Origin of the sequence: Idiomarina sp. ST20R2A10 (assembly GCF_051842345.1) — a bacterium.
GTDB classification, from domain to species: Bacteria; Pseudomonadota; Gammaproteobacteria; order Enterobacterales; family Alteromonadaceae; genus Idiomarina; species Idiomarina loihiensis.
This window is the reverse complement of the sequence record NZ_JBNIEY010000011.1, coordinates 19,471-35,917: the sequence shown is the minus strand read 5'-3', so window position 1 is coordinate 35,917 and position 16,447 is coordinate 19,471. Positions and strand designations below refer to the sequence as shown.

Below are 16,447 nucleotides of genomic sequence, written 5' to 3'. Positions count from 1 at the left end.
ATTAGCCTACCGTCACCAGAGCATCACCCACGGTCACTGCGTCACCTTCTTTTACATGAAGAGACTGAACAGTACCGTCTTTTGGTGCTTTAATATCGGTTTCCATTTTCATCGCTTCCATTACTAAGACAACGTCGCCGGCTTTAATCGCAGCGCCCTCTTTGGCTACAACTTTAAAAATATTACCGGCTAATGGCGCTTTTATGGTTTCACCCTCGCCTGATCCACCTGATGATTGCTGCGATGACTCAGGTGATGATTGTGAAGACTCTGCTGAGGACGATGACTTCACAGAATCGAGCTGACCCGCTGGGCCGACTTTTACATTATAACGCTTACCTTCAACCTCAACTTCGTATTGCTCAACATCTCCGGTTGCCTTTGGAGCTTGTTGCTCTTTAGATTCCGTTTGCTCTTCAGGTTCTTCTCCAGGCACCGGCTCAAAAGCATCCGGGTTATCACGGTTCTTCAGGAATTTAAGCCCAATTTGCGGAAACAGCGCATAAGTTAAGACATCATCAACAACATCATCCGCTAAACGAATATCTTCATCTGTCGCTTTATCTTTTAGCTCTTTGGTCAGCGCATCCAGTTCGTTATCCAGTAAATCCGCCGGGCGACAGGTAATAGGTTCTTCACCGTCCAGAACGCGCTTCTGCAAGTCTTTATTAACTTCTGCAGCGGTTGCTCCATATTCACCTTTAAGAACCGCAGCAGTTTCTTTAGAGATATTCTCGTAACGTTCACCGCTCAACACGTTCAGAACCGCCTGGGTTCCTACAATTTGTGAGGTTGGCGTAACCAAAGGGATAAATCCAAGGTCTTCACGTACCTTCGGAATCTCTTTTAAAACTTCATCAAATTTATCCAGCGCACCCTGCTCTTTTAACTGTCCTTCCATATTGGTCAGCATACCTCCCGGTACCTGAGCCAGAAGAATGCGCGCATCAACCCCTTTGAGAGAACCTTCGAACTTAGCGTATTTCTTGCGCACATCGCGGAAATAGCTGGCTACTTCAGCTAAGTCAGGTAATGACAAGCCTGTGTCCCGGTCGGTATTCTCTGTCATTGCAACCAGGGTTTCTGTTGGCGAATGGCCGTAAGTCATGCTCATTGACGAAATGGCGGTATCCAGCATATCGATACCAGCATCAATGGCTTTCTGGTAGGTTGCCACACTTAAGCCCGTTGTTGCGTGACACTGCATAGCAATTGGCAAGTCCGTCTTTTCCTTCAACGCACTGACCAGTTCATAGGCGTCGTTAGGCCTTAACAAGCCAGCCATATCTTTAATGAATAACGAGTCACAGCCTAAATCTTCCAATTCTTGTGCCATTGCCACCCATTTATCCAGGGTATGAACCGGGCTGACAGTATAAGCGAGAGTACCCTGCGCATGGCCATCAACGTCTTTTGCCGCTTTTATTGCTGTTTTTAAATTTCGAACATCGTTCATCGCATCAAAAATACGGAAAACATCAACACCATTTTCCTTTGCGCGTTCGACAAAACGTTTCACCACATCATCGGCGTAATGCCTGTATCCCAGCAGGTTTTGCCCTCGAAGCAGCATTTGCTGGCGAGTATTCGGCATAGCCTTTTTCAGTTCACGAATGCGTTCCCAGGGATCTTCACCAAGGTAGCGAATACAAGAATCAAAAGTCGCACCACCCCAGGACTCCATTGACCAGTAGCCGATGCTGTCGAGCTTTTCAGCAATGGGAAGCATGTCGTCCAGACGCATACGCGTTGCGAGTAGTGACTGATGTGCGTCACGAAGCACCAACTCTGTTAGTAACAGGGGTTTACTCATTGTGATTTCTCCTTGTTATTCGCTGCTTTTTTGCCTTGACGATAACGGTGTACCGCAGCAGAAATTGCAGCCAGTACCGCAGGACTTGCCGCATCAGAGCTATTACTTTCGACTGAAGGCTGAGTACTGGCAACAGGCTCTGGTGTTGGGATCAGGCGTTTCATAACGCTCATGGCAACGACCAGTAAGCAAAGAAAGATGATGACTGCGCCCATGCCTACCAGCATGAGTTGCGCAGCTTGACTGAGCAATTCTGACACGAAGCACTCCTGATTGGTTGCTAAGGTATTGTTATAAAATTATTAAATACCATGGTAGCAAGTCACGCAAGGAGATACAGCAGTAAATAGTGGGTATTCAGGATTTAAATGAGATTAAAAAATATTCAAAGGGACTAATGAGCAAAGAAGATAATTTAAGGGGATATAAAAAAGAATGGCGCGCTCGGGAGGACTCGAACCTCCAACCGCCTGGTTCGTAGCCAGGTACTCTATCCAGTTGAGCTACGAGCGCGTATTCAGGTTAGTAACAATATGGCGCGCTCGGGAGGATTCGAACCTCCGACCGCCTGGTTCGTAGCCAGGTACTCTATCCAGCTGAGCTACGAGCGCGTAATTGTTACTGTAAACGACTGGCGGAGAGGGAGGGATTCGAACCCTCGATAGGGCTACAAACCCTATACTCCCTTAGCAGGGGAGCGCCTTCAGCCACTCGGCCACCTCTCCAAATCGTTGTGGCGTGAATTCTAGCGATGTTGGCAATAATGTCAATCGCTTTTTTAAAAACTAGGGTTTAAGTGTGGGATAATTGACCATCTCGCGTGATTTTTCTTCAGAATGCTCAAAAACATAAAAAAAGACCGGCTTTCGCCGGTCTTGTCTAATCACTTATTCTTTGTCTTGCTCATCGTCTTTTTCAGACTGAATGCGCATGTATATTTCTTCGCGATGAACGGAAACGTCTTTCGGGGCATTAACACCAATACGTACTTGGTTTCCCTTAACGCCGAGAACGGTGACCGAAACATCATCACCTATCATTAATGTTTCACCTACACGGCGAGTTAAAATTAGCATAGATTGCTCCTTCAATACTGTTCCGATTCTTACCGCGAATATCGAACTTTTCCCTGAACTGGCGTAAGCAGTCTACCAACACTGAGAGTGATTACACTATAACGAAGCGCATACTTTTTCGTTGTGTTTTAATCGCTTACAGCGACAGCTAAAGCTGTTGCTGTAACCAAGTTGTCGCAGTAGCCAAAGCTTCATTTAACTGTTCCGGGAGTGAACCACCTGCCTGCGCCATGTCAGGACGACCTCCGCCCTTGCCACCAACGACATTTGCAGCCTGATTCACGATATCTCCTGCTTTAACTTTAGACGTTAAATCGGTAGTAACGCCAGCAATTAAACTGACTTTATCACCGTTTGCAGTTCCTAATAATACGATACCTGAGCCCATTTGGTTCTTCAGATCATCAACTAATCCACGCAAAGATTTCGGATCGGCCTGGTCTAGCTCCGCAATAATTGCTTTAACCCCATTAATATCAACAGCCTGAGCGATTAACCCACCACCGGCCTGCTGTGCCAGTTTTTGTTGCAGTTGCTCGTTCTTACGCTCTAATTCACGGAACTTATGCTGCAGTTGCTGAACTTTATCGGCCACAGAGCTTGGTTCTGTTTTGAGTTCTCCAGCAATTTGCTGCAATACGCTTTGCTGCTGTTGAGTATATCGTACGGCTGCTTCTCCGGTTACCACTTCAATGCGACGCACACCCGAAGCAATACCGCCCTCTGAGGTTATTCTGAATAAACCGATATCGCCTGTCGCTTTGACATGAGTACCGCCACAAAGCTCCATGGAGAAATCTCCCATACGCACAACTCGTACCTGCTCATCATACTTTTCGCCGAACAAGGCCATTGCGCCCGCTTCTTTTGCTTCGTCAATAGCCATGAGCTCGGTTTGCAGTGGCAGGTTAGCGCGAACTTGTGCATTTACCTCACGCTCTAATTGAGCCAACTGCTCAGTCGTCACTGGTTCAAAGTGCGAGAAGTCAAAACGCATTTTGTCCGCTTCGACCAAAGAACCTTTTTGCGTAACGTGCTCACCCAGCAAGTTTCTAAGCGCTGCATGCAGCAAATGCGTTGCCGAGTGGTTGCGTTTAATATTCTCACGACGCTCAGAATCAATTTCGGCTTTTACGCTGTCGTTGAGCTTAACCGCAGCTTTCGCTACGCCGTGGTGCGCTATCGCTTTGCCAATATACTGGGTGTCTGTCACTTCAAATGCCGGTCCGTTGACAACCAAAACACCTTTGTCACCGATTTGACCACCACTTTCTGCATAAAATGGAGTTTCTGATAAAACCACAATGCCGTTTTCGCCCGCCTGCAACTGCTCTACCGGTTTACCATCTTTAAATAACTCGACCACTTTTGCCTGCCCGGCAACGTCATCGTAACCGGTAAATGCGGTTTTATTGTCAGATTTAAGCTGTTGATTATAATCCATTCCAAACTGAGAAGCCTGCTGAGCCCGCTGACGCTGCTCTGACATAGCCTGTTCGAAGCCTTGTTCATCAACTGTCAATTCCTGCTCACGGGCAATGTCCGCAGTTAAATCAACCGGAAAGCCATAAGTGTCATAGAGTTTGAAGACCACGTCGCCCGGTATAACATGACCTTTCAGCTCGGCAATTTCGTCTGATAAAATTGCCAGACCGCGCTCCAGCGTGCGCGCAAACTGCTGCTCTTCGCGTTCCAGTGCGTCTTTAATAATTTGCTTTTTCTGCTCCAGCTCAGGATACGCTTCACCCATCTGGCGAGCCAATTCGTCTACCAAGCGGAAAAAGAAGGTCTCTTTAGCGCCCAGTAAGTGCCCGTGCCGCACGGCTCTGCGTATTATACGGCGCAGAACATAACCACGGCCTTCGTTTGATGGCATAACTCCATCGGTAATCAAGAAGGAGCATGAACGAATATGATCAGCGATAACCCGCAATGATTTATTATCCAAATCATTGGTGCCAATAATTTCAGCCGCCGCTTTAATCAGTGCCTGGAACAAATCAATTTCATAGTTACTGTGAACATTCTGCATAATGGCAGAAATACGCTCCAGCCCCATGCCCGTATCAATAGAAGGATCAGGCAAGGGTTCTAAGGTACCGTCAGCCTGACGGTTATACTGCATAAAGACCAGATTCCAAATCTCGATGTAACGATCACCGTCTTCTTCAGGGGTTCCCGGAGGGCCGCCCCATACTTCTTCACCGTGGTCATAAAACACTTCAGAGCATGGACCACAAGGCCCGGTATCTCCCATAGACCAGAAATTATCTTTTTCGCCAATACGCGAAATACGGTCTTCCGGTACACCAATGTCTTTCACCCAGATATCGTAGGCTTCATCATCTTCGGTAAACACCGTAACCCAGAGCTTTTCAGCCGGCAGCTTCAACTCTTTGGTTAAAAAGTCCCAGGCGTACTGAATAGCTTGTTTTTTAAAGTAGTCACCGAAACTGAAGTTACCCATCATTTCAAAGAAAGTGTGATGACGGGCTGTGTACCCAACATTTTCTAAATCGTTATGTTTACCGCCGGCACGCAGACAGCGTTGCGCCGAGGTGGCTTTATCATAACGACGTTTATCAGTACCCAGAAAAACGTCTTTAAATGGAACCATACCTGCATTGGTAAATAACAAGGTGGGATCGTTACCGGGGATCATCGATGCTGACGGAACTTTCTCGTGTCCTCGTTCAGCAAAGTAATTTAAAAATGCATCACGAATTTGGGCACTGTTCATGCTCATATTGAGTCCTACTTTTCTTAACTGAGTGACTTTAGGTCAATGTTTTAATGCTCTAAGACTATCACGAAGTAGCCGTCTAGCCTAGCGTCGTGGTCGATTGACGCAAGCGAAAATTTGCTCCGGAGTAAAACCTCGCTGCTGCAAAAATCGAACCTGCCGACTCCACTCTTTTTCATCAGACGGGTCATCATCGCCAAACTTTTTCTGCTTCAGCTCTGCACACAGTTCAAACCAGTCGACTTCCATGGATTCGAGCACGTCCTCAACAATTTCCGTAGCAACACCTTTTTGTTGGGTGACCTGCGCCAGGATTTTTAACCGCCCCTGCTTCTGCCCTACTTTTTCACGAATAAAACTACTGGCGAAGCGTTCGTCACTCTGCCAGCCTTCCTTATTCAGCTCGTCGACAACGCGATTGACCATTTCTGCAGGCCATTGTTTCTGGATTAATTTACGCTTTAATTCAGTTCCGCTCTGCTCGCGCATTGCCAACAAACGAAAGGCACTATCCCGCAAAGCTTTTTCGTCATATTCTGAACTTTCATCCATGGTCTATACTCCAACACCTAACTATGGAATTTGGTCTAAGGATGCTTAATATGACTCAGAGTAATTCAAAATCAAGGTTTCTCTTCATTTGTCTTGCCTTTCTTACCGCAGGATTTACCACTTTCGCTCAAGCAGACGAGCGTACCTTATCAATATCCGGTAGCGGCAGTGTTTCTGCTATTCCGGATCAGATGTCACTGACTTTTTGGATAGAAGAACGCGGGAATAAACTCAGCTCACAAAAAACATTAGTCGATAACACCACTAGCCGCTTAATTAACGATCTGAATAGTAAAGGTATAGAAGACAAAGATATTCGTTCTTACCAACTACAAATTTACCCTCGGTATGAACAAAACGATGACGGGAAAACAGAGCAAGATGGTTTTGTCGTTCAACGCGAAGTTCAGGTCACTTTGTTAGAGCCCGAAAACTACGACGATATTATCGACTTAGCGCTAGCGCGCGGCGTCACTCGCGTTGGTCAGGTTCGGTTTGAAATTAGTGACCAGCAAGGTTTATATCAACAAGCACTGATCAACGCTTATAAACAAGCAAAAAATAAGGCCGAGCGTTTGGCTACTGCTGCGGGTCTAGAGCTGACGGGAACATTAAGTATCGCTGAACGCTCTATGTCACGACCGGTGGTTATGCAAATGGCAGAAATGAGTAGCCGCTCAGATAAAGTGTCATTACCTGGACAACAAACCATTGAGGCACAGGTAGAGGTTATATTCTCAACCCAAACTCAGCCGGACTCTGACAATTAAATCGTTGCTATGTTGAGCACTCGGAGTAAAATGGCTTGATATTCAACAATTTTGCAACAGAAAGAGCCATTTTGTTCCTAAAAATTCAGAGCCTTTTATTTATCACTTTACTCGCTGTCACTTCATTAGTTTCAGCTCAGGAGTGGCAGCAGCAACGTGTTGATGCCAGCAGTAATCCAGATGCCTGGATAAAAAAAACTTCTGAATTAATAGAACAGTACGATAACCAGCGCCAGTTTGAAGAACTGGCAATGGCTTACGCACTGCAAGTTGAAGCCTACCGATATTCCGGTCATGAAAGTAAAGCACATGCAGCTATAGATGAAGGCTTACGCTTTGCTGAATTGGCCAACTCAAAAATTGCAAAAACTCTGTTGAGAATTAACCAAACATGGTATTTCTTACAAAGAGGTCAGCTTCGCCAGGCCAACACCAGCATTACCTATGCAATAGAAAACGCTAAGGCTTCAGGTAATAAAGATTTACAGATAGAAGCAGACATACTTCATGCGCAAGTGATGCAGAATACAGGGGATATAGCCCATGCACTGCAGACTCTGGAAAAGCTCAATCGTAATGCCTACACGGCACACCCCAGGTTGCAGGTAGAGTTTCACGCTTTAATTGGTTCTATTTATCTCGATGTTGGCGCAAACGATATTGGCTTAGAACACATTCAGGATGCACTCGACATCAGCAGAGAACATTTAGGTCAATGGGATGTTTCTGTACTCGAGTACAATTTAGCCACTGGTTATCAAGCCGCCGGAAATGATGAAAAAGCCAGACAGCATTTCGAGACGGCTTTAGAAATCAGTAAAGAAATTAAAGATGACCTTGGCGTCGCTTACGCCCTCTTCCAAATGGCCTCAATTGATATCGAAAACGAAAGTTATCAACAGGGTTTAGAACGCCTAAATCAAGCTATGCCGCAATTTAAGTCAGCCGGAGCTCATCCTATGGAAGCACAAAGCCGGCTAGCCATGGTTTCGGCTTATTTAGGTACCAACGAACTTGAAAAAGCGCTAGCTCAACTAGAAGCCGCCAGTTCGGTTATTAACACATTAGCTGATAATCAATTATATCAGACCCTGAATGAGCGCTGGTCTGAGTATTATCAGAGTAAAGAAAATTACAAGGCTGCTCTGGAGCGTTACAAAACTTCTGTCAATTATATGCAGAAAGTGCAGGAGCAAACTCAGGATAAACAAGTACAAGAAATTATGGTGCGCCTGGAAATTAAAGAGCAGGAGACCACCAATGAATTACTTAAAAAAGAAAATCAGTTGCAGCAGTTAGAACTGCAGGAGCAGCAAACCTCCTATTACCTGCTGGTGTGGATTATTATTTCAGGCCTTTTGGTGGTTATTATTGTTTCGGCTTTTCTGTATCAGCAATGGCGGGCTCGTAAAAACTTCGCCGAACTGGCATTAAAAGACGATTTAACTAACGCGCCGAATCGACGTGCCATTGTCCGTATATGCAAAAAAGGTCTGGAGCAAGCTCGCGAACAACAACGTCAGTTAGCCCTGGCCGTTGTCGACTTCGATTACTTTAAGGCAATAAATGATCAGTTCGGTCACGACGTTGGTGACCGCGTATTACAACGTTTTGCAGAAGTTGCCAAACTCAGCCTGCGTGATCAAGACAACTTCGGTCGCCTGGGAGGCGAAGAATGGCTGTTGGTCTTTTTCGATGTCAGTAAAGAGGACGCGAAAAACATCTTCGAGCGCATTACCAAGGAAATGAACAGCAAGCCCATTAGCGGTTTGCCGGAAGATTACCGCATTACCTTCAGTATGGGCTTTACTAACGCTCACCCGGAAGATAGTTTTGACTCTCTTTATAAACGTGCGGATGACGTTTTGTTCGAAGCTAAGGATAAAGGCCGGGAACGCCTAATCATCACTGATTAAAGCTTACCTGTCTTAAATTTAGGCAAGTTATGACTGATACAATGCAAACCACCGCCCCCTAAAACAAATTCGCGAGCATCAATGGCAATAACCTTTCGCTCCGGAAGAGCTTCGCGAACAGTCCGCACGGCTTGAGCGTCTGTGGTTAACCCAAATTGAGGTACCACAACCAGTTTACTCGTTTGCAAAACATTCACATAACTGCACAGTAAAGGCAGTTCAACGGTACGTTTTAAGCTTGACGATGTAAGCTCCACCCCCGCTCTTTCTTCACGAGCTGGCAGTTGTGGAGGCGGCAAAGGTAAAGGAATGGTTTGAATGTAAGCAGGCAGTTTATCCAGTAGTTTTTTAAGCGCCTGGCAGGTTTTATAATCCGGATGCGCTGTATTATCAGTGGCAGCATACAACACAGTATTTGCGTCAACGAATAACGCCATATTATCAATATGCCCGCCCGTTTCATCAGCAACCAATCCACCATCAAAAAAGTGCAAACGTTGCCCGGGCAACAACTGACCTAATAACGACTTTATCTGCGGCTCTGTCATTGCCGGGTTTCGCTGCTTAATACAGGCCAGACCAATTAGCCAGTCACCCTGGCCGTTGTGCGTAAAAGCACCGCCTTCAGCAATAAGCAGGCTATTTGTTACTGGACACATGAAGCGAGAGCACAGGCTTTGACTAAAGGCTTTATCAGCAGCAATAACATTCTGGACACCACCCCAGCCATCAAAATCAAAAGACAATGCCGCCAACTGACCGTCGCTATTTAACTGCCACAGTGGTGTAGTATCGCGTAGCCAGATATCGTCATAATCCAGCTCTATGCGCTGAACGGATTTAAGTGCCTCGGGTACACTGTCGCTTATGCTCGCAGGAACAACGAGCGAAACCGGCGTGTTATCAGGCAATTGTTTTATTAGCTTTATGAGAGCGTCTCGAGCTGGATCGGCATGCTTACGCCAGACATCACTCCGGTATGGCCAGGCCAGCAACAAGCGCTGGTTTTCCATAAAATCAGGTAACCAGCGGGCAGTAGTGGTCACTTACTTACCCCGTCGTTTACTCTGTTTTTTATCCAGTCTGTGGCGGGCGGTGGCTTTACGAATTTTCGCAAAACGACGCTGTTTAGACTCTTCATGACGAGGGTCGAGAAACGACTCTTTTTCCGCCGGTAAGTTAACCTGAGCTCTTAACGCGTTGACCTGAGGCAATGACATTTCCGCCCAGCCACCTTGCGGCAAACCGGGTTCCAGAGGAATATCGCCATAGCGAACACGGATAAGACGACTGACCTGCACTTCCTGCGACTCCCACAAGCGGCGAACTTCACGATTACGCCCTTCACTGATGGTTACATGGAACCAGCGGTTCATGCCATCACCACCGGCAGGCTTTATGCTATTGAAATGCGCAGGGCCATCTTCCAGTTGCACACCTTTTCTCAGGCGTTGCATCATGGCTTCATCAACGTCACCAAACACCCGTACCGCGTATTCACGTTCAACCTGCTGGCTGGGGTGCATCAGGCGATTAGCAAGCTCACCGTCGGTAGTAAATAACAACAGACCCGAGGTATTCACGTCAAGCCGCCCCACAGCGACCCAACGCGCACCACTCATTCTTGGCAAGCGGTCATAAACGGTCGGCCGTCCCTCCGGATCCTTGCGCGTACACAATTCACCCTCGGGCTTGTGGTAAATCAGAACTCGGCAAATGACCTCTTCTTCAGGTTTAATCTGAACTTCGTGGCCATCAATGCGTACTTTTGCGTCGGCATCAATACGCTCACCCAATTGTGCTACTTTGCCGTTCACACGAATTCGGCCGGCTGAAATTTTTGTTTCAATTTCGCGGCGCGAACCATGTCCAGATCGGGCTAAAACCTTTTGTAATTTCTCGGTCATTACGAATCATCTCTCTCGTTAGTCGCTGTCTCAGCGGTACGTTCATCATCTTCATTAAGTGTGTCGATATCAGGTAATTCTGATAAGTCACTTAAATTAAAATCATCTAAAAAATCGTTAGTGCTGGCATAAAGCTGAGGTCTTCCCGGCACTTCTTTGTGCCCTACAACCTTAACCCAGCCTCGTTCCTGCAGTGTCTTCATTATTTGGCTACTGACACTTACACCGCGTATTTGTTCAATTTCACCACGGGTAATGGGCTGCCGGTAAACAATTAATGCCAAAGTTTCCAGCAAAGCGTTTGAGTAACGAGGCGGTTTTTCCTGCCAAAGCCCGGCTAACCTCTGACCCAGCTCGGCCCGGGTTTGAAAACGGTAGCCGGAAGCCACTTTTACCAACTCAATACCACGTTCCTGATAGTCTGACTGCAACTCTTTAAGTTGCTGCCTTATGGCCGCCAGCGAGGCCTCGCCTTCATTCAGCAACAGCTGATACAGCTGCTCAGCCGATAACGGCTGCGGATGCGCAAACAAGGCCGCTTCAATAAGTTGTTTAAGCTGTAACGGATTCATCTTGATTGTGCTGTCTCAAACTCAGGCGAATATCACTCATAGGCTCTACTTGTGACAATTCTACCATTGATTCTTTCACAAGTTCCAAAATTGCTAAAAAACTGACCACAGCTCCGGCGCGACCTTCTTTTCGGGTAAAGAGCTGGCTAAAAGAAACGTACTTTTTATGGCTCAACAACTCCAGTACCTGACTCATCCGCGCTCGTGTCGATAGTTGCTCGCGCTTTATCTGGTGGTGAGCTTTTAACTCCACTTGCTGTAACACTCGACTAAAAGCAAGAGTTAAGTCTTCAAGAGTCACTTCCGGAGGTGCAGCCGTTAACCCCTCGCGTGCATTACTGCCAACCTCACTCAATAAAATGTCCCGCCCCACCTGCGGTTGCTGATCAATATATTCAGCACCCTGGCGTATCGCCTCATATTCCTGTAGGCGTCTTATAAGTTCCGCTCTAGGGTCTTCTTCCTCATCCTCTTCCTGAGGCGGTTTCGGCAACAGCAAACGGCTTTTTATTTCGGCCAGAATGGCCGCCATCACTAAATAATCGGCGGCAAGCTCCAGCTTCAACTCTTGCATCATGTCCACATACTCAACATATTGCCGGGTAATAGCCAGAATAGGCATGTCCACAATATCGAGCTTTTGTTTGCGAATTAAATACAACAAGAGATCCATCGGGCCGCTGAAAGTGTCGAGTATAACTTCCAGCGCATCCGGTGGTATATAGAGGTCTTCAGGCTTTTCTATAACCGGTTCGCCGCGAACAAAGCCTAAAGGCAGTGACTGTTGTTCCGCCATAATTAAACCGAGTGCCTGTCTAACTGACTAAAAATCAAAAGGCTCTACGTCTCCGGAACCTTCGCGACGAATGGTCGGTGCTCCCTCAGATAAATCCACAACCGTCGTTGGCTCTTCACCTTTATGACCACCATCAATAATTAAATCCACCAGCTTTTCCAGCTTATCCCGAATCTCTTCCGGATCAGATTCAGCCAGCATTCCTTCGCCAAGGATCAAGCTGGTCGACATTAATGGTTCATTTAACTCTTCCAGCAGAGCCATTGCGATACGATTAGTCGGAACCCGTATACCAATAGTTTTACGTTTGGGGTTCAACAGCCGCTTGGGAACCTCTTTAGTTCCTTTCAGAATAAAAGTGTAAGGTCCGGGAGTGTTGTTTTTCAGTAACCGGAAGGCATCGTTGTCAACCCGGGCATAAGTCGCAAGCTCAGATAAATCACGGCACATTAGAGTAAAATTGTGCTCTTTGTCTATTTCACGAATCTGGCAAATACGTTCAGCCGCTGCTTTATCACCAATTTGACAACCAATGGCATAACCCGAGTCAGTAGGGTAAACCACCACCCCACTTTTACGAATAATTTGAACCGATTGCTGAATTAAACGTGCTTGAGGATTTTCCGGATGAATTTCAAAATATTGACTCATAATCTCACCTCAATCCTTCTACTGTGACCAATGCTCCCATATTGGCACACAGTCCGCTGGCAGACAAAGATTTTTACCCAGTTCGCGCCAATTCCCCGGATAGTGAAAATCCGACCCCTGCGAGGCTAGCAGACCATATTCCTGACTCATTTTCGCTAATGCATCACGATGACCGGGAGACTGCTGACACAAACTGACTTCCATGGCATCGAGCCCCCACTCTTTTCCCTGTATTAACAGCTTGCGCAGCCATTTATTCGACATTTTGTAACCGTGGGGATGCGCCAGTACCGCCTTCCCCCCGGCGCCGTGGATGGCTTCTATCGCAGTGGGAATATCGCACCATTCGGGATTGACATAGGCGCTGTTACCTTTGCCAATATAGCGATCGAAAGCTTTTTGTGGGTTACTGACAATACCTTTTCGTACCATAGCGTCAGCAATGTGCTTACGTGTTGGCAACCCCTCCGTTTCGCATTCTTCTGCCGATAAACTGACACCGCGCTGGTATAACTTTTCAAGCATCGCATCAAAGCGATCATAGCGACGTTGCTGTTGTTCGCTCAATAAAACCTTTAGGGGTTCCGCATCTGGGTCAATATTAAGTCCAACAATATGAATTTCAAAACTGTGCCAACGACAACTAATTTCAACTCCGTTCACCAACTCGATTGGCAAATTCTCGTGTTCAATAAGACGACTCGCTTCTGCCAGCCCGTCAACGCAGTCATGATCGGTTATCGCCAGTACATCGACGTTCTGTTCGCAAGCGCGCAGCACAAGCTCGGACACTGACAAAGAGCCATCAGAACAGGTGCTGTGACAATGCAAATCGTAAACTGACATTAAATCTCCGCCGCCAGTTCTGTACCCTGACGAATCGCGCGTTTGGCATCGAGTTCGGCAGCAACATCGGCCCCACCAATTAGGTGTACAGTCTGGCCAGCCGACTGCAACGCGTCGTGTAATGATCGCTGTGGTACCTGCCCCGCACAAATAATCACATTATCAACTTGCAGCAATTGTTTTTCACCTTCACGTTCTATTTCAATACCTTCTGGCACAATGCGGTGATAAGTGACCCCATTCCACATATTCACAGACTTACTTTTTAGTTCGTTACGATGAACCCAGCCAGAGGTTTTACCTAACCCCTTACCGACTTTGCTCTCTTTACGCTGAAGCAACCAAACCTGACGCGTACTCTGCTCTGGCTGCTGCGGTTTCAGACCGCCGCGATCACTGTAGCTTTTATCAATACCCCAACGCTCTGACCATTCTGGTTCATCCAGTGTCAGTGACTTTTCGGTGGTCAGGTATTCAGAGACATCAAAACCAATACCACCGGCACCAATCACAGCCACTTTTTTACCCACAGCTTTGTGGTCACGTAAAACATCTAAGTAACCCAGCACATGCGGCAAATCAACACCCGGAATATCGACCTGGCGAGGGCTGACTCCGGTTGCCAGAACCACATCATCGTATTTTTCTGCCAGCAACCCTTCGCAAGTTTGCTCTTTTCCAAGCTTCAAATTAACACCGGTGTCTTCAATGCGGTACTTAAAGTAGCGCAGGGTTTCATAAAACTCTTCTTTACCCGGAATCTGTTTAGCGTAGTTAAACTGACCGCCAATTTCTTCGGACTTATCGTACAAATCGACCTGATGACCGCGCTCTGCAGCATTACAGGCAAAGGCCAACCCTGCAGGGCCAGAACCAATGACCGCAATGCGCTTTTTCTGTTCAGCCGGCTTCATTACCAACTCCTGCTCAAAGCAGGCTCGGGGGTTAACTAAACAGGACGCCCTTTTATTCTCAAACACATGATCCAGACAGGCCTGATTACAGGCAATACAGGTATTAATACGTTCAGACTGGCCTTGTTCCGCTTTTTTCACAAACTCTGGGTCAGCCAGTAGCGGTCGTGCCATAGAAACCATGTCAGCCTGGTTGCTTTCTAAAATATGCTCGGCAATTTCCGGCGTGTTAATACGATTAACGGCAACCACAGGAACCGACAATTCTCTGCGTACGCGCTCGGTTATCCAGCTAAAGGCGCCACGTGGTACCGAGGTAACAATGGTTGGTACCCGGGCCTCATGCCAACCAATACCCGTATTAATAATGGTAACGCCCGCCTGCTCCAGCAGTTTTCCCAGTTGCAGAACTTCATCCAGCTGATGACCGTCTTCAACTAAGTCCAGCATCGACAACCGGAAAATAATAATCGATTTTTCGCCCACAGCCGCGCGCACAGCTTTTACAATTTCCAGTGGAAAACGCATACGGTTTTCGAAGCTGCCGCCCCAGTTATCATCGCGTTTATTCGTTCTTGGACACAAAAACTGGTTAATTAAATAACCTTCCGAACCCATGATCTCAACACCATCATAGCCAGCCTTTTGCGCCAGCTTTGCGCCGCGGGCGTAATGCTTTATGGTGTTTTTAATCTGGTGCTCCGACATGGCTTTTGGCTTAAACGGGTTTATCGGGGCTTTTATCGCGCTGGGAGCCAGAGAAAAAGGATGATAACTGTAACGCCCCGCATGCAATAGCTGCAGGCATATTTTACTGCCATATTTGTGAACGGCATCGGTTACCTGACGGTGTTTACCCACGTGCCAGGGCTTAGACATTTCACTGCCAAAAGGCGCAAGACGCCCACGAAAGTTAGGGCTGATACCGCCGGTGACAATAAGGCCAACACCACCTTTGGCACGCTCTTCATAAAAGCTGGCTAATTTACTAAAGCCATTTTTTTCTTCTTCCAGGCCTGTATGCATTGAGCCCATTAAGACCCGGTTCTTCAATGTCGTAAAACCAAGGTCCAGGGGTTTCAGTAAATTTGGGTATGATTTTTCCACGCCAACCTCTTATTTTAAACGGGTGTTTAATTTTTTCTAACTTTACTGCTTAAACCCGTTTAACTCAAGCTCAGAACGCCATCGCTTCACGCAATAAGAACCTTGAAAGCGCCATGCTATCGACTTGTACGTTAGGGTTTCCGTTACGCACTTGTTTCGAAACCTGCTCAAAAATCGGCCACAACAGCTCCTGCACCTGATCATTCGCATCTTGCATTGACTGCAGGTCTTTCAATTTAAGCTGGTCAACATGCACACTTAAAATTGGCTCACCTTTATCAAATAAGTTAATGGTAACGTCTTCCATCAACCACTCATCAACCCGCCAGTTTAAAGGCACCGAATTCACCTTTTGAACTTTAACACCACTCATTTGCTTTAGAAATTCATGCAAGTTTGAGCGTCCGGTATCGTAATATGCGACGGTTAACTGAGCGCCGGACATCTCAATTTTAGAAATATCCACACGGCTGCTGCCAAGTGCCTGCCAGTCACCGGTTAGCATTAATTGCTTAGCCAGTAGAAGTTGATTTTCAGGCTCCGACAAGGCTTTGACCCGGGTCGCAAAACGAACATTATTTGCGGTCAGGCCATTGGTTAATGAGTTAACCTCAAGTTCGCCTACTTCCAGATCCGCATTTAATTGCTCCGAAGCCATTGTCTGTAACCCCTCTTTCATCGCATCAGACAAATTCTGAGCCGCAACGGAGAAGCTCAGCAGGGGTAAGAACAACCAAAAAGCCGCCCGCGTTATAGTTGTAAATTTCATTGATGACCTCATTCA

General features: G+C 46.8%; 15 protein-coding genes and 3 tRNA genes. 2 read left to right on the top strand and 16 right to left on the bottom strand.

Annotated features, from left to right (window positions below; genetic code table 11):
* Window position 1: 1 nt before the first annotated feature.
* The 8 genes from oadA to ACP7H9_RS12630 form a co-directional block, all read right to left on the bottom strand.
* Entirely contained in the window at window positions 2–1,813 is a 1,812-nt protein-coding gene (gene oadA, locus ACP7H9_RS12665; protein WP_110013845.1) for a sodium-extruding oxaloacetate decarboxylase subunit alpha, read from the bottom strand.
* Window positions 1,810–2,073, bottom strand: a complete 264-nt coding sequence (locus tag ACP7H9_RS12660; protein ID WP_034821770.1) for an oxaloacetate decarboxylase subunit gamma — start codon at window positions 2,071–2,073, stop codon at window positions 1,810–1,812. The genes oadA and ACP7H9_RS12660 overlap by 4 nt, the downstream gene beginning before the upstream one ends.
* A gap of 176 nt (window positions 2,074–2,249) precedes the next feature.
* Window positions 2,250–2,326 (bottom strand) — tRNA-Arg (locus tag ACP7H9_RS12655).
* Between the two features lie 21 nt (window positions 2,327–2,347).
* Window positions 2,348–2,424, bottom strand: a tRNA-Arg gene (locus tag ACP7H9_RS12650).
* Window positions 2,425–2,445: 21 nt separating this feature from the next.
* Window positions 2,446–2,538, bottom strand: a tRNA-Ser gene (locus ACP7H9_RS12645).
* A 162-nt stretch (window positions 2,539–2,700) separates the two neighbouring features.
* Entirely contained in the window at window positions 2,701–2,889 is a 189-nt protein-coding gene (gene csrA / locus ACP7H9_RS12640) for a carbon storage regulator CsrA (RefSeq protein WP_011234973.1), read from the bottom strand.
* 148 nt (window positions 2,890–3,037) lie between these two features.
* Entirely contained in the window at window positions 3,038–5,635 is a 2,598-nt protein-coding gene (alaS, locus tag ACP7H9_RS12635) for an alanine--tRNA ligase (RefSeq protein ID WP_439222861.1), read from the bottom strand.
* An 81-nt stretch (window positions 5,636–5,716) separates the two neighbouring features.
* Window positions 5,717–6,184: a regulatory protein RecX gene (locus ACP7H9_RS12630; protein WP_439222860.1), complete on the bottom strand. Its 468-nt coding sequence runs from the start codon at window positions 6,182–6,184 to the stop codon at window positions 5,717–5,719.
* A 50-nt stretch (window positions 6,185–6,234) separates the two neighbouring features.
* Here ACP7H9_RS12630 and ACP7H9_RS12625 point away from each other — a divergent pair, with 50 nt between their 5' ends.
* Both ACP7H9_RS12625 and ACP7H9_RS12620 read left to right on the top strand, forming a co-directional pair.
* Window positions 6,235–6,954 carry an SIMPL domain-containing protein gene (locus tag ACP7H9_RS12625; RefSeq protein ID WP_034821778.1) on the top strand — a complete coding sequence of 240 codons (720 nt, stop codon included), beginning with the start codon at window positions 6,235–6,237 and terminating at the stop codon, window positions 6,952–6,954.
* A gap of 71 nt (window positions 6,955–7,025) precedes the next feature.
* Window positions 7,026–8,870, top strand: a complete 1,845-nt coding sequence (locus tag ACP7H9_RS12620) for a tetratricopeptide repeat-containing diguanylate cyclase (protein ID WP_243734997.1) — start codon at window positions 7,026–7,028, stop codon at window positions 8,868–8,870.
* Here ACP7H9_RS12620 and ACP7H9_RS12615 read toward each other — a convergent pair.
* The 8 genes from ACP7H9_RS12615 to ACP7H9_RS12580 form a co-directional block, all read right to left on the bottom strand.
* Window positions 8,867–9,916, bottom strand: coding sequence for an agmatine deiminase family protein (locus ACP7H9_RS12615; protein WP_439222859.1), 1,050 nt, complete (start codon window positions 9,914–9,916; stop codon window positions 8,867–8,869). The two genes, ACP7H9_RS12620 and ACP7H9_RS12615, sit on opposite strands and share 4 nt — an antisense overlap.
* The gene (gene rluB / locus ACP7H9_RS12610) at window positions 9,917–10,777 is read right to left on the bottom strand and encodes a 23S rRNA pseudouridine(2605) synthase RluB (RefSeq protein WP_011234979.1); all 861 of its coding nucleotides are present in this window, start codon (window positions 10,775–10,777) and stop codon (window positions 9,917–9,919) included.
* The gene (gene scpB, locus ACP7H9_RS12605) at window positions 10,777–11,349 is read right to left on the bottom strand and encodes an SMC-Scp complex subunit ScpB (RefSeq protein WP_011234980.1); all 573 of its coding nucleotides are present in this window, start codon (window positions 11,347–11,349) and stop codon (window positions 10,777–10,779) included. Before scpB ends, rluB begins: the two co-directional genes overlap by 1 nt.
* Window positions 11,330–12,145, bottom strand: a complete 816-nt coding sequence (locus ACP7H9_RS12600) for a segregation and condensation protein A (protein ID WP_439222858.1) — start codon at window positions 12,143–12,145, stop codon at window positions 11,330–11,332. Before ACP7H9_RS12600 ends, scpB begins: the two co-directional genes overlap by 20 nt.
* A 27-nt stretch (window positions 12,146–12,172) precedes the next feature.
* On the bottom strand, window positions 12,173–12,796 hold the full coding sequence (locus ACP7H9_RS12595) for an L-threonylcarbamoyladenylate synthase (RefSeq protein ID WP_439222857.1): 624 nt from the start codon (window positions 12,794–12,796) through the stop codon (window positions 12,173–12,175).
* A gap of 18 nt (window positions 12,797–12,814) precedes the next feature.
* On the bottom strand, window positions 12,815–13,642 hold the full coding sequence (locus ACP7H9_RS12590) for a PHP domain-containing protein (protein ID WP_011234983.1): 828 nt from the start codon (window positions 13,640–13,642) through the stop codon (window positions 12,815–12,817).
* Complete coding sequence (locus tag ACP7H9_RS12585; protein WP_439222856.1) at window positions 13,642–15,663, bottom strand: FAD-dependent oxidoreductase; 2,022 nt, start codon at window positions 15,661–15,663, stop codon at window positions 13,642–13,644. The genes ACP7H9_RS12590 and ACP7H9_RS12585 overlap by 1 nt, the downstream gene beginning before the upstream one ends.
* Window positions 15,664–15,733: 70 nt before the next feature.
* Window positions 15,734–16,432 (bottom strand): hypothetical protein, encoded by a 699-nt coding sequence (locus ACP7H9_RS12580; RefSeq protein ID WP_153849990.1) that lies wholly within the window; start codon window positions 16,430–16,432, stop codon window positions 15,734–15,736.
* Between the last annotated feature and the right edge of the window lie 15 nt (window positions 16,433–16,447).